The 21,535-nt window shown below is 53.2% G+C and carries 12 protein-coding genes; 8 read left to right on the top strand and 4 right to left on the bottom strand.

The window, feature by feature from the left end:
- Window positions 1-2 precede the first annotated feature (2 nt).
- The 3 genes from araD1 to OHL23_RS28965 all read left to right on the top strand — a co-directional run bounded on the left by araD1 (window position 3) and on the right by OHL23_RS28965 (window position 2,561).
- Complete coding sequence (gene araD1, locus OHL23_RS20370; RefSeq protein WP_263353801.1) at window positions 3-1,040, top strand: AraD1 family protein; 1,038 nt, start codon at window positions 3-5, stop codon at window positions 1,038-1,040.
- 26 nt (window positions 1,041-1,066) lie between these two features.
- Window positions 1,067-1,936, top strand: a complete 870-nt coding sequence (locus tag OHL23_RS20365; RefSeq protein ID WP_263353800.1) for an NAD(P)-dependent oxidoreductase — start codon at window positions 1,067-1,069, stop codon at window positions 1,934-1,936.
- A 406-nt stretch (window positions 1,937-2,342) separates the two neighbouring features.
- Window positions 2,343-2,561: a chitobiase/beta-hexosaminidase C-terminal domain-containing protein gene (locus OHL23_RS28965; RefSeq protein WP_396127401.1), complete on the top strand. Its 219-nt coding sequence runs from the start codon at window positions 2,343-2,345 to the stop codon at window positions 2,559-2,561.
- A gap of 72 nt (window positions 2,562-2,633) precedes the next feature.
- Here the strand turns inward: OHL23_RS28965 and OHL23_RS20360 are convergent, their stop codons facing one another.
- A complete protein-coding gene (locus OHL23_RS20360; protein ID WP_263353799.1) occupies window positions 2,634-5,066 on the bottom strand; it encodes a GH92 family glycosyl hydrolase in 2,433 nt (810 codons plus the stop codon).
- Between the two features lie 243 nt (window positions 5,067-5,309).
- On the opposite strand from OHL23_RS20360, the gene OHL23_RS20355 reads away from it, so the two are divergent.
- Window positions 5,310-6,101, top strand: a complete 792-nt coding sequence (locus OHL23_RS20355; RefSeq protein ID WP_263353798.1) for a DeoR/GlpR family DNA-binding transcription regulator — start codon at window positions 5,310-5,312, stop codon at window positions 6,099-6,101.
- A gap of 134 nt (window positions 6,102-6,235) precedes the next feature.
- On the opposite strand, the gene OHL23_RS20350 is transcribed toward OHL23_RS20355, so the two are convergent.
- A complete protein-coding gene (locus tag OHL23_RS20350) occupies window positions 6,236-7,432 on the bottom strand; it encodes a PAS domain-containing sensor histidine kinase (RefSeq protein ID WP_263354131.1) in 1,197 nt (398 codons plus the stop codon).
- A gap of 575 nt (window positions 7,433-8,007) precedes the next feature.
- Between OHL23_RS20350 and OHL23_RS20345 the strand changes: the two genes are divergently transcribed.
- The gene (locus OHL23_RS20345) at window positions 8,008-10,806 is read left to right on the top strand and encodes a glycoside hydrolase family 38 N-terminal domain-containing protein (protein WP_263353797.1); all 2,799 of its coding nucleotides are present in this window, start codon (window positions 8,008-8,010) and stop codon (window positions 10,804-10,806) included.
- A 255-nt stretch (window positions 10,807-11,061) separates the two neighbouring features.
- Window positions 11,062-12,075 (top strand): L-rhamnose/proton symporter RhaT, encoded by a 1,014-nt coding sequence (locus OHL23_RS20340; protein ID WP_263353796.1) that lies wholly within the window; start codon window positions 11,062-11,064, stop codon window positions 12,073-12,075.
- A gap of 14 nt (window positions 12,076-12,089) precedes the next feature.
- On the opposite strand, the gene OHL23_RS20335 is transcribed toward OHL23_RS20340, so the two are convergent.
- Both OHL23_RS20335 and OHL23_RS20330 read right to left on the bottom strand, forming a co-directional pair.
- Window positions 12,090-13,805, bottom strand: coding sequence for a carboxylesterase/lipase family protein (locus tag OHL23_RS20335; RefSeq protein WP_263354130.1), 1,716 nt, complete (start codon window positions 13,803-13,805; stop codon window positions 12,090-12,092).
- Between the two features lie 231 nt (window positions 13,806-14,036).
- Entirely contained in the window at window positions 14,037-15,674 is a 1,638-nt protein-coding gene (locus tag OHL23_RS20330; protein ID WP_263353795.1) for a class I mannose-6-phosphate isomerase, read from the bottom strand.
- 1,047 nt (window positions 15,675-16,721) lie between these two features.
- Here OHL23_RS20330 and OHL23_RS20325 point away from each other — a divergent pair.
- Both OHL23_RS20325 and OHL23_RS20320 read left to right on the top strand, forming a co-directional pair.
- On the top strand, window positions 16,722-20,201 hold the full coding sequence (locus OHL23_RS20325) for a TonB-dependent receptor (RefSeq protein WP_263353794.1): 3,480 nt from the start codon (window positions 16,722-16,724) through the stop codon (window positions 20,199-20,201).
- A gap of 84 nt (window positions 20,202-20,285) precedes the next feature.
- Complete coding sequence (locus OHL23_RS20320; protein ID WP_263353793.1) at window positions 20,286-21,464, top strand: tetratricopeptide repeat protein; 1,179 nt, start codon at window positions 20,286-20,288, stop codon at window positions 21,462-21,464.
- Window positions 21,465-21,535: the final 71 nt, after the last annotated feature.

Raw genomic sequence — 21,535 nt, 5'->3', positions numbered from 1 at the left:
TCATGGTTCACCTGGTTCAGATTGACAACGGCTTGTCACGCAGGGTTGCTATGGTTGACGAGCCTTATCTCCGCTGCCTCAATGACGTGCGAAGTATCTACCAGCTAGCGCAAAGCTGCCTGCAAAGTGGCGAGAGGCTCAGCGACCTTGCGCTTGCGCTCGCGCAGGGAGAAACGTTGGACTACGACGCAGTCTACACGGGGACTTCCGAGTGGCGCCTGCTAGCTCCCATCGATGTGCCAGAGCAGCCCTCGCGGCTCACAATCGCCGGGACTGGTCTGACCCATCTGGGAAGTGCAAAAGATCGGCAAGCCATGCATCTTGCCAACACCGGAAGAGACGCGGAAATTGCTGAAAAACCTTCTGCTGCTGTAACAGACAGCATGCGAATGTTTCAGTGGGGTGTCGAACGCGGACGCCCTGCGCCAGGAGAAATCGGGATTGCGCCAGAATGGTTCTATAAGGGCAACGGCGCGATGCTGCGCGGACCATTCGAGCCCTTGACAGTCCCAGCTTATGCGGAGGACGGCGGCGAAGAAGCAGAAATCGCAGGGATCTACATCATCGGCGGAAACGGAATGCCCTATCGGATCGGGATGACCATTGGCAATGAATTCTCCGACCATCAATTCGAAAAGCGCAATTATCTCAACCTCGCCGGCTCCAAGCTCCGCATTTGCAGCATTGGTCCGGAACTCGTGATTGGCGCAGATTTTGAAGTAGTTGAAGGTTCAGTGCAGATCAAGCGAGGTGCAGAGACTATCTGGTCCAAGGAAATAGAAACGGGCGAGGCAAATATGTGCCATAGTCTCGCGAATCTGGAACATCACCACTTCAAGTTCGAAGGACATCGCCAGCCAGGCGACGTACATGTGCATTTCTTCGGAGCACACTCGTTGAGCTTTGGCGACGGCATTACGCTGCGGGATGGCGACTGGATGGAAATTCACTTCGACGGCTTCGGAAGGGCATTGCGCAACCCGCTCCGGACGGAGTCAAAAGACACCTACAGACTTGTGCAGGCAAGCTCACTTGCCTGATTCGAAATCATAAGGGAGAGCATTCTGTGGCAGATCATATAGCGATTCTCGGGTTGGGTACGATGGGCGCAGGTATGGCCTCGAACCTGCTTAAAGGTGGATTCTCGTTAGCTGTGTATAACCGCACCGCGGCCAAGGCACACGCGCTCGTGAGTGCCGGAGCACGATTGGCTTCGACGCCTGCTGAAGCTGCGAAGGGGGCATCGATCGTTATCGGAATGTTGGCCGATGATGCCGCGTCCCGTGAAGTATGGACGGGCAAATACGGAGCGCTCGAGGGCTCATCGCACGGCGCGATTCTAATTGAGTCGAGCACCGTGAGTCCTGCATGGATAGCCGAACTCGCTGGGCTTGCAGCGAAGCGTGGAGCGGAATTGCTCGATGCCCCAGTGACGGGTAGCCGCATGCAGGCCGAAGCTGGCCAACTCACTTTCCTGGTGGGCGGCAGTGAAAAAGCCCTTGAGGCCGCGACACCAGTCCTGCAGTCCATGAGCAAGCAGATCGTTCTTCTCGGTCCTGTTGGGAGTGGCGCCAAGATGAAGCTAATCAATAACTTTCTGTGTGGCGTCCAGGTCGCGTCTTTGGCAGAGGGTCTGACTTGGATTGAGCGCAGCGGGCTCAACAGGGAGCAGGCACTTTCCGTGCTGAAATCAGGAGCACCGGGAAGCCCTCTGTTCAGCGCCATTTCAGAACGAATGGTCAACCACGATTATGCGGTGAATTTTCTGCTCAGGTTAATGACGAAGGACCTAGCTTACGCCCACGCCGAAGCAACAAACTGTGACGTCGATTTGAAGACGGCAGAGGTCGCAAGAGGTCTCTTTCAATCTGCTATCGAAAAGGGTTTCGCCGAAGAGGACATGGCAGCCGTGATCGAACCATTGCGCGCCAAATAAGCGCCGTCCTTCACACGGAAGTGCATCAGAGATGGCTCAGCGCCTTCGACGATGCCCAGAGGCAACGCGCCTTCCATTTCCAGGGGTTCGCCGTTGAGATGGGGGATGGGATGCCCGGAGTTAGCGAGTGTGACTTCGCCATCGGGACGAATGCGCAGAGCCAGATGGTCCCTGTAAGTTTCAAATCGGCGACTTACCCACCGATCCTCAGAACGGCAAGCAACTCTGGACCGAGCCAACGGCTAGAGCTATGCCGACCGACCGCGTGCCATGGTCAGCATCATTGTCAGCACGACCAATCCAGATACGACGTCCAGAATTCCTTTAGGGCATAGCCAGGCACGAGTGTCAGCATCCAGCAGCCACACCACCTTATCGCCAGTAGCAGCACCTACACAGCCGCGCAATCCGTGAAACTTGCCGCGCAACCTCCGGAGCGGCGATCTACTACACTACCAACGGCACAACTCCAACCAATGCTGGGCGAAAGGACTGGAGCGACAAAGTAAGATGCATCCTGGCGCTGACTGCTGCGGCCCACTGTTCTGCTCTGGAGATCACATCCCGACTTCTATCTCCGGGTTTTCGCTCTAACTCTGACTTTCGAGTCTGGGACTCTGGGTGAAATTGAGAAATTGATTGTAAGGCGTACGATCACCTGTCAGTTTAACTCGCAACATGGCGCCGTTATAGGAGTTCATGCGGAGTGGGATGATGGAGGCGGCAAGTCTTGGTCTGAAGTACCCCAACTCAGGTTGGGCTCAGATGACATCACATACTCAAGCTGCCCACCAGCCGCAATTTCACTATGGCGAATCCACGCTCGGCTTAATGGCTTCCCATTCAATCTTGCACTTTGGATATAACTGTTTTTGGAGGAATGGTTACGAGCTATGATCGTAAACTTCGCCCCTTTGTAGTAGTGCTTGTCAAGGTTCAAGGTAGCCTTTGGAAAGAGTGGGCTACTGAGGACGTAGATACCATCGCCTGGGCATACGGGGTAAAAGCCGAGTGCGCCCAGAACGTACCAAGCCGACATCTGTCCCACATCGTCGTTGCCGCAGATGCCATTGACGTCATCGTGATAGGCGTTTGCGAGAATTCGCCGTACCCACTTCTGGGTAAGCCATGGTTTTCCGGCATATACGAATAGGTAGGGTACGTGGTGCACCGGTTCATTCGAATGGTTGTAATAGGAGTTCCACCCAAAGGAATCCGGCGTCTTTTCAAAAAAGTCTTCCAGTTTCCTGGCGAACACTTCTTTGCCGCCCATGAGTTCGATTAGCCCATGCACATCGTGTGGAACAAACCAGGTTTGCTGACCAGGGTTGCTCTCCGTGCACCCTTGTCCGAATTCGGTCTTTCCTTTCCATGGAATCCAGTCACCGTTCGCAGCTTTCGCCCGCATACTGTCGACCTGCGGATCATAGATGGATTTGAACTGTGTTGACCGTTGACCGAACACCTTGGCGTCCTCTGTTTTCCCGAGAGCCGTTGCCAGCTTCGAGACGCACCAATCGTAGTAGTAATTGTCGAGAGTCCACGATACTTGGTCGGGAACGTAGCCGTGCTTCATGTAGAAGCTGTTGTGGAGGCGGTTCGTGGATCCATCTTCTCCGGCTGCGGTTTGTCGGCAAAAGGCATATGCTTTTTCGATATCAAAACCACGAATGCCTTTGGTATAGGCATCGAGGATTACGGACGTAGCGGGATCGCCGTCCATACAGCCACTGTATGCATTCATGATCTCCCATCGTTCGAGATAGCCCTTGCCGCTCGTTTCGGCCAAAGCAATGAGGGAATTAATCTCATCGTTGATGAGGGTCGCGTTCGTCAGTGTCAGAAGGGGAAATGCCCCTCGAAAGACATCCCAACCGCTAAAGATCGTCCTTGGCGTGTAACCGACACTCTTGTGAACTGTACTGTCGGCAGCGACATACTCTCCACTCAGATCAGAGATATCACGCGGGTCGATCATCACATGGTAAAGAGCAGTCGTAAAGATTCTCTGGTCCACGTCAGAAGCGCCTTCAATCTGAATTGAATTCAGAGCATCGTTCCAAAGGGCCCGCCCTCTATCGCGTACTTCCTCAAAATCCCATTCGCGAATCTCCCTGGCCAAGTTCTGGCGTGCTCCCTCCACACTGACGAAGCTGATTCCTGCCTTTACTAAGATGGGCTTTTCGGGATTGTGCTGCGGAAACTCCGCGAAGAATCCGATGTGGTTTGCTTCCATTTCCTTACATCCATTGAGAACTTCGGCACGTTTGACCAACTCTCGATATGGCTCGCTGGTGAAGTAATCGGTGACCAGTCCTTTTGCTACAGGAAAGGTCCCATCGGGAACATTGATCTTCCAGACGCCATATTCGATGAGGGGCTCGGAGAATTCCAGATGGAAGTGTACGGTATAACCAACTTGCCCCTCACCGTTGCCCCAACCGCCTCCGATCGCCGGACAACGCATCCAGCCTTCAATCGCCCGTTCACCTGCGACCTTCACATATTGGCGAGTCGAGGTGCCACCAATGCGCCGCGCAAGGTCTAATTGTATGCGTGCTGTTTCGGTGCGAGGAAAAGTAAACCGCAGCATTCCGGATCTCGGAGCAGCCGTCACCTCTGCGCGGATACCATAGTCATCTAGGGTGACTGCATAGTAGTTCGCCTCTGCTACCTCGCGCGAGTGGCTAAAGGCCGATCTCCATCCCTCGCCCGGATGGTCCACTCGTCCGCTATCAAGCTTCATCTGGCCAGTCGTCGGCATCACGAGCAAGTTGCCGAAGTCTCCATACCAGCCAACCCCGCTCATGCGTAGGAAGCTGAAGCCCTCAATTGTTGTATGTTCATACGAGTAGCCAGGCCCCTGGTCTCCTCCAGTGATCGTGTCCGGTCCAGGCTGTACCATGCCGAACGGTGTTGCTGGCCCGGGGAACGTTTTTCCTTCGCCAAGTTTTATGTTGGTGCTCGCTCCAATCAACGGATTGATGAAACGCCATGGCTGGTGATCCGCCTGCCGCAACTCACTCGCAATCATCTTGGGCTGAAGCCACATCGATGCGAGTGACAGTGCTGAACCTGTTGCGAAGGACCTACGTGAAACCTTACCCACCCGAATATCAGCCCCCTTCATCTGTTCCTCGATTCCCAAAGTCGACAAGCGCGCCGGTCTAGGCAGCTTTCGATCAATCCACAGCGGTTGCCGCTACTAGAACACAAGTCCAGAGAGATTCACGACATTTCGCGCTGTGCCGCAGCATTGCCTTTCTTCTTGTGAGTACTATGTGGCGTTTCGATCATACATAAAGATTGTTCGATCATAAATGAGATATAGTGAAAAAGATGCCGAAGAGTCGGCTTTGTTACGCTTAACCATATGGCTCCCAAGACTGATAATCTCGTCGCACGTCACGAATACATTCTTCGCCGCCTGCAGGAGACGGGTGGAGTCGAAGTCGACGAACTTTGCAACACGCTTGGCGCATCGGTAGCAACGATCCGCCGCGACCTCGAGGATCTTGAAAGCCGGTCGCTTCTAAGGCGAACACGCGGCGGAGCGGTACCTATCGGGCCGTTGTTCTACGAACCGTTTCGGCATGACAATTCCTTTCAAGACAAGATAAATAGCTTCGCCGAAGAAAAGCGTCGGATTGCGCAGGCAGCATCTGGCCTCGTCAGCACGGGACAAACCGTTGCGTTGAGCGGAGGTACCACGACCACCGAAGTGGTGCGATGCCTAAGAGTGCTGACCGGCATCTCGATCATTACGAATACCGTAAATGTGGCAATGGAATTGAGTAGCAGGAAGGATATCGAGGTGATTGTGACGGGAGGGCACCTCCGCGGAAGTTGGTTTACTCTCGTGGGTCCGCTCGCTACCGCCGGTGCTGAGATGCTCTTCTCCGATATCATGTTCATCGGCGTCGACGGCATCGATGCGAAGAAGGGCTTGACCTGCACGAATCCTTCCGAAGCCGAAGTCCTGCGCAAACTGGTGCACAATGCCAAAGTGAAGGTCGTTGTGGCCGATCACAGCAAACTCGGTTCTGTCAGCAAGTATCTCCTCTGTCCAACAAAGGAAATAGATAGGTTAATTACTGATACGGGGGCATCCGCTTCAGCCATTGCGCCATTCAAAAAACTCGGTATAGATGTCACCCTGGTCTAGAGTCAATCCACAGATTTGATTCAGACGGACCTGCCTTAGGGGAGAATGTCGTTGAACTCAACGCCGGACTAAAGGCGTGATCCGAAATAGGTTGTCGTAACTCATCCCAACCGGAGACGATCTCTTCGGGGCTCCTATCTCCACCGAGATGATGGAGCGGCTGTTGATATGCGGGATATAGGGAACCGCAAATTGAACCGTGTTCCGCCTTTGGGATTGTTCTCCGCCCAAAGTTGTCCTTCCTGCGTTTCGACCATTGAGCGAGAGATAGCCAAACCGACGCCTATACCCTTTTCCTCGGTTGTTACAAGGGTCTTGAAGATATTCTCGAGATCGTCGACGCCCGGTCCGTTGACAATTACCTGTACAAGCACCTCTTTGTCGCTAACGATCGCAACGCAGATTTGGAGTCGCGGGCTGGCGGAGGTAATCTCCATTGCTTCAAGTGCATTCGAGAAGAGATTGATCAACACTTCCTGAATCTGGATCGGATCGACAAAAATCTTCGCGAGATCTCTCTCGAAGCTGTACTCAATCGAAATATCTCGCCAACGTGGGACTTGCTGGATCATTCGTATGGCTTCCTTGATCATTTCAGAAACGCTTGCTTCCTTCTTGTCGAATGTCTCCTGTTTGAACAAAGCACATATATGTTGCATATTTTCATTGACGGCCCGTCCGTCGCGAAGCATTTCCTCAAGTGACGCGGCGGCTTCCCCAGTCTTCGACGGGTCAGCAGCCAACCATCGCTTTCCGTCCTGAGCGCTCGTGACGACATTCGTCAATGGTCGATTAAGTTCGTGTGCAATAGAAGCAGAGAGCGCAACAACCGTCGCGATTCGTGAGGCATTGTTAAGTTTCGCGCGCATTTCTCGGAGATGAACTTCGGTGCGTACCTGCTCATCGATATCAACAATCACCAAGCACCAGTTCGCCAACTGGCCCTCCTCGTTGAATGATGGAACTGCAAGAATATGCTGCCAGCGATATAGCCCATCAGATTGCAACATCATCCATCTCGTATCGAGGGGAGTCCTGGTTGCAACACAACACATCCAGTTTTCGTGCGCCTCTTCATATTGTTCAGGATGAATGTGCTGCATCCACTGGTTGCCAAGAATCTGTTCGGTCGGCTTTCCCAAAACAGTCGACGCGACTTTATTCGCGTAAACCATGCCTCCGTCGGAAGCCATAATGCAGATGCAGATGGGAACACCGTCGGCGATTTTCCGGAAGAGTTCATGCGCCCGGCGCTCTGATTTGGCCGACTCGTGGAATGGAAAGTCGGCCGACGAATTCGTCCCCGTGTTCGTCCCTGACTTACTTACCACATTGACCACGTCGCCCAACACGCCTCCATACCCCGTCGCCGAGACTGTGCTTTCTTGATTACCGGCGATCGTAGGCGAGCGAAATGGCGCTTGTCAACCATTAAAAATGATTGTATCAAGTAAATAAAATCGCGATAAATGATGTTTTAATCTCAGTATGTGTCACAATTGTTGGGAATTCAGGAAGGGGGAATTACACTTCGGCGGCGATCAAAGCTGAGCGCATATCCGTGAATCGATTGGTGTTAATGCAGGTGAAATCGACCATTGCTCGTCATATGGGTGTGTTTTGCTGACATTCGATCACTACCTCAACTGGTGTTCTCACGCGGCACCGCATTTCAGCCGAACCGACGAAATTTGAGGTCCTCCGGTTCCGCTCCTATCTAATTCGAGATGTTGAGCGGATGTATCACTGGCGTGCGTGTCATTCATTCAGGTCCGTCCACGCTGGCCAGAAAGGGAATTTCTCGCCAAATATGGAAAGACGTAAAGTCATAAAAGGCATCGCGGGTGTAGCCGGGATCATTTGTGCTCGACCTCGGGGCTTGGCTCTTGGCCAAGATCAGACCTTTATGGAAAAGCCGGGCTTCGCCCTGCCAATTCGCGGAATCGCGAATAAGGGTGGAAGACCAGTCCAACCGATCCAATTGACGATTGCGCACTCCGGAACGGACGCAACATTGGTCGTACGCGCCGACCGCCAAGAAGTCGACCGTCGCGTTCTGACTTCAGGGACACATACGTTTACGGTCTTTGTTGATCCGGTTGAAACAGCCAGGCAACTGCTTATCGACTATGAGATCGCGGGCAAGTCGGATTCGGCCCAAGTTCGCATAGAACCAGTACGCAAACTCCAGATCTTCATCTTGCCTCACTCTCACCATGACCTTGGATACACCGATCTTCAGAAGAATGTTGAAGCAAAACAAATGGCAAATATCTCCAAGGGAATCGAGCTAGCGCGAAACACGGCCGACTACCCGCCAGGAGCCCGGTTCATTTGGAACCTCGAAGTTCTGTGGGGAGCAGATCTGTTCATAAGAACTAAGGCCGCGCCAGAGCGCGAGGAGTTCATCAGCGCGGTGAAGAAGGGCTGGGTTGCGATCAACGGGATGTATGCGAACGAGCTTACTGGCCTTTGCCGGCCTGAAGAGCTTCTACAATTGCTTCGTTACTCAATTGAGTTAGGCAATCAATGCGGAGTCCGCGTTGACTCAGCCATGATTAGCGATGTGCCAGGGTATACCTGGGGGACGGTCTCAGCGATGGTCCAAGCAGGTATACGCTACTTCTCGGCTGCTCCCAATTACTTCGACCGCATTGGGAGCTTTATGGTTGAGTGGCAGGATAAACCATTCTGGTGGGTCTCTCCTTCAGGCAATGAAAGAGTACTTTTCTGGGTTCCGTGGACCGGGTATGCGATGTCGCACATCATGAAGCTAAACCCAAAGTGGGTCAACAAGTATCAAGCGAGACTGGATGAGATCGGTTTCCCCTATCAGATCTCTTATATTCGGTGGTCGGGCCAAGGCGACAACGCGCCTCCTGATCCGGACATTTGCGAGTTCGTGAAGCAATGGAATGAAGAATACGAATGGCCGCGCTTCTCTATTTCGACGACAAGCGATGCGTTCGCGGCATTCGAGAAACAGCATGGGCACCAACTGCCGGAATTAAAGGGCGACTTGACTCCCTATTGGGAGGATGGAGCGGGATCATCGGCTTTGGAGACACGCATGAACCGCGGAGCAGCCGAGCGCTTGGTTCAGGCAGCAACACTCTCTACGATGCTCGCGCCGCAGGCATATAAGAACACCGATTTTGACGCAGCCTGGAGAAATGTCTTGTTGTATTCGGAGCACACCTGGGGAGCGTGGAATAGTGTTTCGGATTCAGAGAATCCCTTTGTCGCACAACAATGGCAAGTTAAACGCCAATTCGCGGTTGACGCCGAGAATGAATCAAAGAGGCTCCTGGACGGGGTGCTCGACGCATACTCAAGCGGGAGCGACAACTCAACCGTAGATGTACATAACACCTCTTCCTGGCCCAGGACAGAAGTGGTCCTGATCTCGAAAGAGGGGTCTCGGGGCAAAGATCATGTGAAGAACGAACACGGCATATCTGTTCCATCGCAGCGTCTTTCAACCGAAGAATTGGCTTTCCTCGCAGAGAATGTTCCGGCGCTGGGGAGTGCGAGTTTTCATCTTTCAGCAGGAGCGTCGCATGCTCCGTCAATACGCGTTACGGTGCTGGATGGAGTCTTGGATAACGGTGTTGTGCGCGCGAAAGTCGACAGCAAGAACGGCAACGTCGTCGAGCTGACGTCGAGCAGGAACACGCACAACCTCGTGGACACCAGTTCAAACGAGGCGGTAAACAAGTATCTGTTCCTTGAAGGTAGTGACGTTTCAAGAGTGAGCACGAGCGGGCCTGTGCGCATCGCAATCGAGGACCCCGGCCCCCTTGTTGCTACGATCCGTATCGAGTCTTCCGCGCCGGGATGTTTGGACCTTGTTCGCCGCGTGCGATTGAAGGCTAACATGGATTGGATTGAACTATCCAACACCATAAATAAGAAACGCGCACCCCTGAATCCGCACCCTGGCAAAGATGGACCTGCCGTAGAATTTGCTCAACATGGGTCCAAAGAAAGCATGCAATTTGCCTTTCCGTTTGCTATTGAGAACGGTCAAATTCACATCGATGTTCCTCTTGCAGTAATGCGGCCTGAGATTGATCAACTTCCGGGATCTTGCAAGAACTGGTTACTTGTGGGCCGGTGGATTGATGTAGCAAATGCAGAGTACGGCGTCACCTGTGCGACACTCGATGCGCCTCTGGTTGAAATCGGCTATATTTCGGCCACCATGCTAGGCTCGCAAACCCATCCTGAGATCTGGCGTAAGCATATTGAGCCCACGTCAAAGTTCTATTCCTGGGTCATGAACAATCATTGGGGAACGAATTACCGCGCGTATCAGGATGGACTCATCGAGTTTCGGTATGCGCTTCGCCCGCACAGCGGTTACGAGCCTGCAGCTGCCAGCCGATTTGCGATTAGCATGTCACAGCCCCTTATTGCTTCGGCCCAAGGGCAGCGATCTCGAACGTCCCTGAAGCTCCGGATAGATCAGGAAGATGTACTCCTGCAGGAGTGCAAGCCAAGTAGAGATGGCTCCGCGTGGATTGTACGACTGTTCGGCGCCGCGGGAGAAAACCGTAGAGCCAACTTAACGTGGACAGATGGTAGGCCAATCAAGGTTTGGCGTAGCAACCTCGGCGAGCAACCGCTTGAACTGCTTGGTACGCATGTGGACGTACTCGCTTGGGAGTTGGTCACCTTGCGCATCGAAGCACTAAACACATAGTTCAATCGACCGCAGGCTGGGTGACACTGAAAACCGAAAGTTTTTGAAGGGCGCGATGGCAGAAAGAGACGCGCCAGAATTGGTAATCGAATTGTCGATCTTCTTGGTCGGACAATCTTGAATACTCACAGGTGATGTTTGCTGCAAAAGCCCTTTTAGATGAGATTTTGAGACTCTCGAGTCATTGACCTGGCGTAACCGACAGCACCGGCTTCAAGCTGTTAGCGTCATAAGCAAAGCGGAAGGAAGTCGACAATGACCAGCCCATCAAGCGGAATTGCAACCCTCATCATCGCCGGCGTAATGAACGCCAGCTTCACGATGCCCATGAAGTATGCCCGAAAATGGGCATGGGAGAACACTTGGCTTGCCTGGACGATATTCGCGCTCGTTGTTCTGCCTTTTGTGGCCGCCTTGGTGACCATCCCGAATCTGTCTATGGTTTACCGCTCAGCCCCTCTGGGCGTAATTCTCGAAGTCGCAAGCTTTGGGGCGGGCTGGGGAGTAGCGCAGGTGTTTTTTGGCATTGCGGTGGATATGATCGGGATTACACTCGCATTTTCTATCGTTCTAGGAACATCCGCGGCCGTGGGCAGCTTGATTCCCATGGTGTCTCTGCACCGAGAACATCTCAACAGCGCGGCTGGATATGCGGTCATTGGTGCAGTCGCATTCGTCCTCTTGGGCGTGATGCTCTGTGCCGCTGCCGGAAGGCTGCGAGACAGACCGATCAGACTGTCTATCGCCTCCCCCAAAAATACCTCGCAGGGATTGCTGCTTGCGATTATCTGCGGTCTCGCCGCATCCCTCATGAATTTCGGAGTTGCTTTCGGAACACCGTTGGTCGAAGTCGCTCGCTCTTTTGGCGCAAACGGACTCAACGCGATTAACGCGATTTGGCTTCCACTGCTGCTTGCCGGTGCGGTTCCGAATGTCCTGTATTGTGCTTGGTTGATGAAACGGAACCGCTCCGGACAAAAATACAGGGTGGGGCGATCATACTGGGCTCTGGCGGCGATGATGGCCATCTTATGGTTCGGAAGTACCCTGCTCTATGGACTGGCAGCAGGCCAACTGGGTGCCTGGGGTCCGATTCTTGGATGGCCGTTGTTCATGTCGTTGATCGTGATTACTGCGACCATATTGGGTATGTTTACCGGCGAATGGAAGGATTGCGGACCACTTCCCATTCGCGTCCAGTGGGCGGGCGTGACCGTGCTCGTGCTGGCGATTTTTATTCTTGCAGGCTCAAGCCGTTACTTACAGTAACTCAAGTCTTCGACTTAAGATTGTGTGATGATTTTCAATCCCTTTCCTTCGGGATCGTAACGAACTTCACACGGAGCATCGAAGAACATGGTTGCGCGGGACTCGGCTGTGTAGGTCGGCCAATTGGGCAGGCCATCGTGATTGGGATTTCCTGTTCGCGCGAAGTTCACCCAGGCCTTGCTCAACTGTTTACTTAAGATGAACGCACCCGGATCGCCTGCGCTGTAGTGATCACAGATTTCCGCGTTGTCAAAAGCGAATGAGATTTCGCATGCGTGGAATGTTCCTGGACGCTTGTTCAACATTGGCGTGCGCCAGGAATAAATGTAGGAGTACGCGGGCGCCGTTCCTAAGTTGGCTTTCCTTGTGGCCTGCGCGATCGCAGGGATCCGCCATTGAGATGCGGCAATGGCAGCCCAGAGGTCGAACGGATCTGCCCGGGGATATTCCTCCCGATAAGCAGCAATAATCGCAGTGCCATCACTGCCAAATGTGTCATGAACCAATTGAATCATTTCATCAGTGGTCATGGATTCCGCGTCGAGGCGGTCGACTCCATTGATACTTTCGTTGAGATTGGTGCCTGTGATCAGCGGCACATCCGACGAGACCATGGGGGCGCCCGGGTCGAATGGATGATTGGGTAGGATGTGCCCATCCACGGTGGGCCCCCAGCCGACAGCGGTCTCCCAACCATATCCGTCGCGCTGAAACGGTCGACTCTTTGGCATGTTCTTCATAGCTTCCGCAGCAGCACCCAAAAGTCGGTCCACCGGAATCTTCTGCAACTCCTTGACTTGAGATTTTGACAATCCAAGTTCAGCAATCAGCAGTTCTGTTATCCGTAGAGAATAGTCAGGATTGAGAGCTTTCAAAAAAGGGCCGCTTTGAATAATGGCGCGATGAAATAACCCCTTAGCTGCCGGCATCGCCATCAAAGCGGCGACCTTCCCTCCGCCTCCGGATTGACCGAATATAGTTACGTTCCCGGGATCGCCACCGAACGCCACGATATGCGTATGGACCCAATCAAGAACAGCGACGATATCAAGCATTCCGACATTGGCAGACATTACAAATTCTTCACCACCAATTGGTTCCAGATTGAGATAGCCGAAAACGTTGAGTCGATGATTGTGATTCACTACAACCACATCGTGATTACGAGCGAGACTTTCGCCATCATAGGAAAGAAGGTCATGCCCGGACCCTCCGGAGAAACCACCTCCATGCATGAAGACCATGACGGGGCGTTTATGCGAACCGTTGATCTCCGGCGTCCAAAGATTCACTCGCAGGCAGTCTTCGCCTGGCACTGTGGTGGCGGACCCCCGATGAAGCAGAAAGGCATCCTCGTCGGAATTCGCGAGGTTCTTTCCGTCCATATTGAAGTGTGCGGAATCCTGCTGTGGACAGACTCGACCGTATGCCAGCGCGTTGCGAATCCCTGTCCATGGTTCAGGTTTGGATGCTGGCATGAAGCGCCTCGGGCCGGAGGTCGAAGCGCCGTATGGTATGCCTTTGAAAATGTAGACTCCGTTTCGCTCAAATCCACGGATCTTGCCCGCGCTTGTCTCTACCACAGTAGTGGAGTCGGAACGAATGGCCTTGTTTCGCGCACAGGGAACTGCAGCAGCTTGGGACTTGGACGGCGTTCCCACTGACGGTAGCGCCGTCAGGTCACTGGGGACGCTGGCTGAACCAACCAATCCGGCCCCTAACGCCGCCATGCCCCCCAAAAGGACGCGCCTTCCATTAGAAAATGTCACCGACCGCTCATTCGAGCCATTTACATGCGAATCTTTGAAGAGATCTCTCACAGTTCCCTCCGAGTCCGGACTTGACCAAGATTAACCTCGTTGGCCAGTAAGTTGGCGATGCAATATCGCTTATGATGATTAGTCCGTTAACTCCGCAATTCCCACTTCCTTTGATCTTGCCGATCATCATCTGAATGGCCGCTAGGAACGGACAAACGCCTTTATCGTTCCACAGCTCTTTCCCAAGGATCGTCCTGCAGGTGAGATTGAATATCGGCCCACAGATGCCGGGACAATGAAAGTTTCAGCATAGTGAACGACAAACGGATCGAAGGCTTCCGTCGGGCTTTCGACGATAGCCTCCTCTCCTTCAACGAGGTTGAGAACATTGACCGTCTGAAGTGTATCGTGAGGCGTCGAACTCGTAAACCAATGCCTGCGCGTTTCAATGAACTCCAATTCGTGGAGCCCTGTGCGCTCCTCGCGCCACCCGTGGCCCTGGCCCAATGGATCAATCCGATTGATCAGGTTTTTCTCAACCCAATCCGTGTCGCGGTTCCAAGCTATGTTTGCCAAGCCGTGCTCGAGATGAATCGGTCTAGGCAAGCCGTCCAGACCGAGCCGGTCCCAATCCCACAACTTGAATGTGAAAATATACGGAGTTGCGCTTATCTCAAGGACCATGCAGTTTTTGCCCGAGCAATGGATGGTGCCCGCCGGAATCAGGAAATGGTCGTGCTTCCTGGCAGGGAAGCGGTTTACGTACGTCTCAGCCCTGAACGACACATCGGCGCCTAGAGCCGTTTTCAACTCCCCAATCATGGCTTCTTGGTCAATATGATTCCTAAGACCGAGGTATACGTCGCCATCCTCGCCGGCGTCGAGCAAATAGTAGCTCTCGTCCTGCGTGTATTGCATGCCGAAGTGCTCACGGATGAATTGAGTTCTTGGATGAACCTGTAGCGAAAGGTTTCCACCACCCATCGTGTCGAGCAAATCGAAACGAATCGGGAACTCGGCTCCGAATCGGGATAACACCGCGTCGCCCAGTAACTCGCGCGGATGAAGAAGGGTGAGGTTCATGGCTGGAATCTCGACGCATGTCCCTCCAAAAGAAAGCAGCAAACTATTTTCCTCGGGTACGCCGTCGAAACACCATGCATAATTCGGCATCCCCGTGGGGAGGCCACAAACCCTCTCCATCCAATGGCCACCCCACGGCCCTGGATCGAAATAGGGAACTACCCGAAAAGGGCGACGGGAAATCTGTTGTAGTCCATCCCGCATAGCGCGGCCGGTCACGAGTTTCGGAATATCTCCGTTAGTGTCAAGCCAGAAATCGATCTTCTGCAACAGTGATTTCTTAAGATGGTCGGCGGCGCGCCAATCGACGAAAAACGCCCGCTTGTATTTCTGCCCCGGACTTTCCTGGAGATTGTCGGTACCCAGATTCCCGACCTCATTCCGTCGTTGACGTTGCTGGATCTCCCAACGAGCCATATCTGCATATACGAGCAGATTCGGTTCTCCGGATACTAGAGACGCCCCCGTGCCGACAATGACCAAGAGCCCATGCTTCCAGTTTTTGGCCATTTCGCGCCCGTTTGCGAGCTTCGCACTATCAAAAAAATCCGCAATTTCAAGAGGGTTCATTTGACCAAACACAGGATCGTCGCCCAGCACATCCGATACCATCTGCTCGATTTCGGACGGACTCTTCAACAGGTCCGACGTGACGATCAGGCCCGAGGGGCGCAGGCTTTCCACCAGAGCGCTGATCAGTGCTCTCTCATATACGCCCGGATAACATTCGAAGGAAATCGTGCACTTCTCTGACACTCCGAATGTCTTCAGCCGTTCCAGGATTCTGGGCCAACCTTCCCAACATTCCGATTCACACCCGCTTACCCTAAATGTGGGGAATCTATCGTAATTCGTCTCTCGTCGCATCAGCTCACAGAACTCCATTTAGCGTATTTCACCGAAATCAAAACCGGCCAAAGCGATCTCATGATGATCGAAAGACCGCATATGACGCTGTCACCCTCTTGGACATTTCAATTCCTATTGAAGCCTCCGAGATAGATCATTTGATTCCCAGCATCGTGTCGGTATTGCTACAAATGGCCAACCAGCCCTTCGAATGGGCAACCCTCTGCCATGCAATCGGTTTGTTCACGCTACGGTAAGAAACAGTTGCTACTGAAGTGCAGGACTTGACTTCCGAACCTGATGCGGAGGAACGAGATCTGCCTATCGTGTCGTCGGTTCGGCTGGAGTGCGCGTCGAGTGAGAATGCTAAAGGAAACAATGGTCGAATGTCAATAAAACAATCGCATGTAATGATCGATTATCGACATTTAATGCATTAAATATGATTTAATCGATTCCGTGTTCGGTTTTTCACGGCTCTATATCTACAACCCTTGAAAGCAAGGTTCAAACCTTCCCTCGTTACTCCCGACATTCAATCTCTGTTCATGAGCGAGAAGCGATGTCTCAATCAGGCTTTTTCCCGACTCCAGGGGCCCTGGAATTCTCAAACGCGTGAGTTTATTTAAGTGTATTAAATACAGATATATACCATTAGATTTTATCGACGTTAAAACTTCAGGGCATTCGTTTCCCGGCCGGAGACTCACGGCGTGTAATGGATCAACAATCGCATATGGTGAGTGAAATACGCATATAATGACAATATTTGTGCTTGACAACACAGATTTCGCTCGCTTATTGTGACCGACAACAAGAAATCGGTGTTCCTATGACCTCGCAATCAGGCCGTAACCAGATGGCTGGAGGCAACCAATCACGCCTACCCCGACAAGTACATCGACTGGGAAACACCGATCTCGTATGCCCGCAAGACAATTTGAGGAGGATGTGATGGAGTTTTCAGTTCAGTGGTGGAAGACCTGTAGAGTATTTTCCCTGTGGCAGGCGTGTTTACTGAGTGGCATCCTGCTGCTATCCGGCACAGGGTTGGCACAGCTATCGACGGCCTCGCTAAGCGGAGCTGTCCGAGATCCCAGCGGCGCTGTGGTTCCGAGCGCTCAAATCGTGCTAAGGAATGTGGCCACAGACGTCGAGAACACAACCACATCCAATGGTGCGGGCGCCTATCTCTTCCTGTCTATCACTCCCGGGCGATATACGGTTCAGGCGTCAGCTCCGAACTTCGCGGAGCAGCGGGTTCCCGAGTTCACACTTACCGTCGGACAGGCCGCGACGATTGACTTTGCTCTGACCGTTGGTTCGCAAAGTACCGTCGTTACGGTTCAGGGCGCTACTCCGCAACTGGAGACGTCAAGTGCGAATCTGGGTACCGTCATTGGGACTCAACAGGTAAACGATCTTCCGCTTAACGGGCGTGACTTTACTCAGCTTCTGATCCTGAGTCCGGGTATATCTCCGGTAAACAACGGGCAGGGCGGTCCCGGCGGAGGCCAATATGCAACACCGGAGCCACTTAATCAGGCATCCACAATTCCCTCCGTTAATGGGCAGGGCAACCGATCTGATTACTTTTTCACAGATGGCCTGAGCAACTTCGGCGCCTTCCACAGTGTGTATGCGGTGCCGCCGATCATTGATGAAATTCAGGAATTCAAGGTTGTGTCTCACACAGATAGTGCGGAATACGGGTCGGTAACCGGCGGGGTCATAAATGTAGTCACTAAGTCCGGCACAAACAGTCTCCACGGTTCAGCGTGGGAGTATGACCGCAATGATATCTTCGATGCTCAGGCCTACTTCCTGCCGCCAGATACGCCCAGGACGCCTTATAAAGAGAACGAATTCGGCGGTGCCGTAGGAGGTCCGGTTTGGCTCCCGAAACTGTACAACGGCAAGAACAAGACCTTCTTCTTTGGGGCATATCAGGGATTCCGCTTCTCGCAGACCAGTAATGCTCCTCGAAAAGTTCCGACCGTCGCCCAACTCGCTGGAGATGAGAGCAGTTGGCCGACACAGATATACAACCCGTATACCACCATCCCGGATCCAGCCAATCCCGGCGAGTACATCCGTCAGCCATATCAGGGGAACCAGATTCCTGTAGGTAATGCTCCAGGTGACATCAGCCCCGCCATGCAAGCTTACGCGAACTTCGTTTTCCCGGCGGCCGGGCCAGCATTTGATGCAAACGGAGACAATGTGCTTGACACAACTCCCGAAACCCAGACCATCAACCAATGGACTGCCCGGATTGACCAAAAAGTTGGCGGGAATGACTCGGCGTGGTTTCGCTATAGTTATGACACCAGTGTAGAAAGTAGTTCCGGTGGCCTCCCAGGAATACCAAACGTTAACACCAATCCGAATAGGAACTATGGCGGCAGCTACGTACATGTCTTCAATCCCAGTCTCATTCTTCAGGCTGAATTCGGCCGAACGCTTGCCGGAGCCAATGCCTCAGCTTTCTTCACAAAAGGATCGGCGGGGATCATTAGTCAGGTTGGGTTCGCGCAGGCGTTCGCCGGCGGTTACACCGCTATAGGAAATTCGAGAAGCCTTCTTCCACAACTTGCGATCAATGGATATTCCAGCGCAACCGAGAACATATCGAACCACCCGGACGTTCCGAACTCCAACCAATACAGTGGCGCTTTGACGAAGATATGGAGAAACCACGAGTTTCACATAGGCGGAGGGTTCATCAGCAATAAATTTTTGGCTCCGATCGCCCTTTCAAACCTCACATACGCTGCGCAAGAAACCGCCGACACAAATCCTCTTGACACCGTCAATACCGGCGATCCGGTCGCCTCCTTTCTCATCAACGCTCCAGACTCAGCTCAGCGGCGCAACGAGAACTCGGAAACGCGTCCTGGCGGTGTTATGAGCGAATTTGTGCAGGACAGCTGGAGAGTTAACTCGAAATTGACGGTTAATCTGGGGCTTCGATACGATCTCACATTTAATCCACCCTATGGGACCAGCAAGCAAATCGGTCAAAACGGCGGGCCAGAGACAGGTGATGATGATCTCGAAAACGGCACCTATATCATTCAGAAGCTTCCTCCTCTCTGCAGTGTCCGCGGCGCTGCGCCGTGCATTCCCGGAGATGGCACGCTCCCTGCGAACGTCGTCGTGTCTCCAAACGAAAAAATACTTCATAACACCGACACGAATGTCGGCCCCCACCTCGGTTTTGCTTACAAGTTCACGGATCGCACAGTCGTTCGCGGAGCTTTCGGCATCGTGTATGACAATTGGGCGGGTGTATTGCAAGATGCACAGAATATCGCCGGACTTTGGCCTGACACAGGTCAGCAACAAGCTGTTAATTTGAACGTGCCGAAAACAAGCTCTGCAACACCGACAGTTACATCACAGGATCCATTCGCAAGCGCAGGCAATAGCTTCTTTCCAGCGCCTACTCCATTCGCTCAGGTCGGCTTTATGTACGATCCGAATCTAAAGAATCCCTATTCGGAACAATGGAACTTTGGCGTGCAGCAACTTCTTAGCTCTTCGACCACACTGACAGTGAATTATGTTGGCTCGTCGTCGCACCGGCTTGATGTTGGCGGCATGTATAACACTGCGCTTACGCCAGGACCTGGCGACCCTCAGTCACGCGCTCTGTTTCCCTACATGGCCCCGACGTACTACGATCGCAGCGTAGGCAGCGGCAATTACAACGGGCTACAGGTCTCGCTGGAGAGGAGGTACACCAGCGGCTTCTCGTACGGATTGGCCTACACCTGGTCAAAGTCCATTGATGTCGGAGGCGATGGATATTACGGTGTTGAAGGCGGCGCTCCGCAGGACCCCTATCACCCGGCTCTTTATGATCGATCTGTATCAGGACTTGATTTAAGGCACATTTTGACTGTGAACACGCTTTACGAGGTTCCTATTGGGAAGGGAAAAATGCTTTCCACTAAGAACGGCGTGCTTGATTACATCCTGGGGAACTGGCAGCTTAACGATCTGTTCCAAACACATTCGGGCATTGCTTTTACTCCCGCCATCAGTAGCGATATCGCAAATATCGGACAGGGGTTTTTGACTACTGAACATTTGAATAAGGTGGAAAGCTCCGGCATTTCGCATAGGTCCGCAGCGGAGTGGTTCAATACCGCAAATTATGCCGCCCCGGCGCTTTACACCTTCGGCACTGCGGGACGCAATTCTCTCTCGGGCCCTGCCTTCTGGAATCTGGATATGTCGCTCTTTCGCCAGTTCCCATTGGGAGAAGGGCGAAGATTCGAGTTTCGAGCCGAGGCATTCAATCTGTTCAACCACGTAGACCTGGGTCAGCCCAATAGCGACCTCAATAGCGGATCAGCCTTTGGTACGATCAACAGCACCGCAAGTACAGCGCGACAGCTCCAGCTAGCCGGGAAGTTCATCTTTTAGATGACTGCGTTGTTGGTTTGAGATCACGCGGGTGAAGGGCCTCTGGAGGGTAGCGTTTCGTTTCGAATGCCGTACGGAGGACGAATGCTATTCTTGCGCCGAAAAAACCGTAACAACGTGTTGCAAGGCAACGGTGCACCCTTCATTCCTCGAACAAGGCGGCGGCCTGGCAAGAACAATCGGTCGCGCGCTTTTGCAGTGATGGTTGCATGCTTCGTTCTTAACTTCGGCTCGATCTTTGCAATTGCCGCAGGGACAGGTCCAACTTCAAGGGAACTCCTCGAACAAGGTAGAAAGCTACTTAAGGCAGGAAAGCTTGCCGAAGCCGAATTAGTCCTGGATCGCGCTGAGAAACTAGCTCCGTCTGATTCGGTGATCCTGACTCTGGATGCCAAGGTCAAAGGCCGGCTGGGCGAGTACTCCGGCGCAGTCGACCTCCTCAAACACGTGATTGGGCTAACTCCGGAGTCAGCCCAAGCGCACGTCGATCTTGCGATAGCTCTCGCTGACTCTGGCGACCTTGACGGCGCCTTGGCGGAAACGGCAACCGCAATCTCTATTGCTCCCGGTCTGGCGATCGCACATTTGAATCGGGCGCGCATTCTTAGTGACATGAAGCAGGATCGGGAGGCTGGCGACGAGTTCGTTTCAGCGGCTCGGCTCGCTCCGGGCAATCCGGATTGTTACTTTTACTGGTCGTTTGCCGAGCGGGCGCGGGGAGATTTCGCCAAAGAAGCCGAGTTGCTGCAGAAAGTCGTGAAGCTGGAACCCGGCAACGTCAACGCACATATTAGGCTCGCAAATAATCTGCTCGATCAGAATCGGACCGCCGAAGCTGTAGCCGAGCTTCGCATGGCCCTGGCGGTTGATCCCAATTCAGCGCAAGCCGTCTATAAGCTCTCGCGCGCTCTTCACACCACCGATCCCGAGGAATCAAAGAGGCTGCACGCCCAGTTCGACCAGCTCAAGGCACAGAACTCTGTCGTCGATCAGGCCAAGGCGCGCGCTAATGAGGCTTTTCACGCATTTACGGTGCAAGACTGGCGCGAGTCGGTTCGCCTTTTCAGTGAAGCGCTCGAAACCTGTGGAGATTGCGAGATCGAGAGCACGCTCCACCGTGATCTAGGTTTGACTCTCTGCCGGGACGGCCAGATTGAACGGGGCGCCGAGGAGCTACGCAGGGCGCTCGCACTCAACCCCGAAGATCGGGACGCCGCGAAAGCCCTGGAAGCGATTCGTGCACTGAACAAATCAAGTGAATGAAGACCGCCACAGCTGGATCTGGAGAACCATCTCCATCTGCCTATGCGCACTTAAGGAAAAACGGGGATGGC

Origin of the sequence: Acidicapsa acidisoli (genome assembly GCF_025685625.1) — a bacterium.
Taxonomy (GTDB): Bacteria; Acidobacteriota; Terriglobia; order Terriglobales; family Acidobacteriaceae; genus Acidicapsa; species Acidicapsa acidisoli.
Note: the sequence above shows the minus strand (reverse complement) of the source record. Positions and strands in the feature narration are given on the sequence as shown.

What these genes read in the sequence shown, in the direction of transcription:
- araD1 (WP_263353801.1), top strand. Translation starts at nt 3, where the DNA reads ATGGTTCACCTGGTTCAGATTGACAACGGCTTGTCACGCAGGGTTGCT.
- OHL23_RS20360 (WP_263353799.1), bottom strand. Translation starts at nt 5,066, where the DNA reads ATGAAGGGGGCTGATATTCGGGTGGGTAAGGTTTCACGTAGGTCCTTC.
- OHL23_RS20355 (WP_263353798.1), top strand. Translation starts at nt 5,310, where the DNA reads ATGGCTCCCAAGACTGATAATCTCGTCGCACGTCACGAATACATTCTT.
- OHL23_RS20345 (WP_263353797.1), top strand. Translation starts at nt 8,008, where the DNA reads ATGGAAAAGCCGGGCTTCGCCCTGCCAATTCGCGGAATCGCGAATAAG.
- OHL23_RS20340 (WP_263353796.1), top strand. Translation starts at nt 11,062, where the DNA reads ATGACCAGCCCATCAAGCGGAATTGCAACCCTCATCATCGCCGGCGTA.
- OHL23_RS20335 (WP_263354130.1), bottom strand. Translation starts at nt 13,805, where the DNA reads ATGGCGGCGTTAGGGGCCGGATTGGTTGGTTCAGCCAGCGTCCCCAGT.
- OHL23_RS20325 (WP_263353794.1), top strand. Translation starts at nt 16,722, where the DNA reads ATGGAGTTTTCAGTTCAGTGGTGGAAGACCTGTAGAGTATTTTCCCTG.
- OHL23_RS20320 (WP_263353793.1), top strand. Translation starts at nt 20,286, where the DNA reads ATGCTATTCTTGCGCCGAAAAAACCGTAACAACGTGTTGCAAGGCAAC.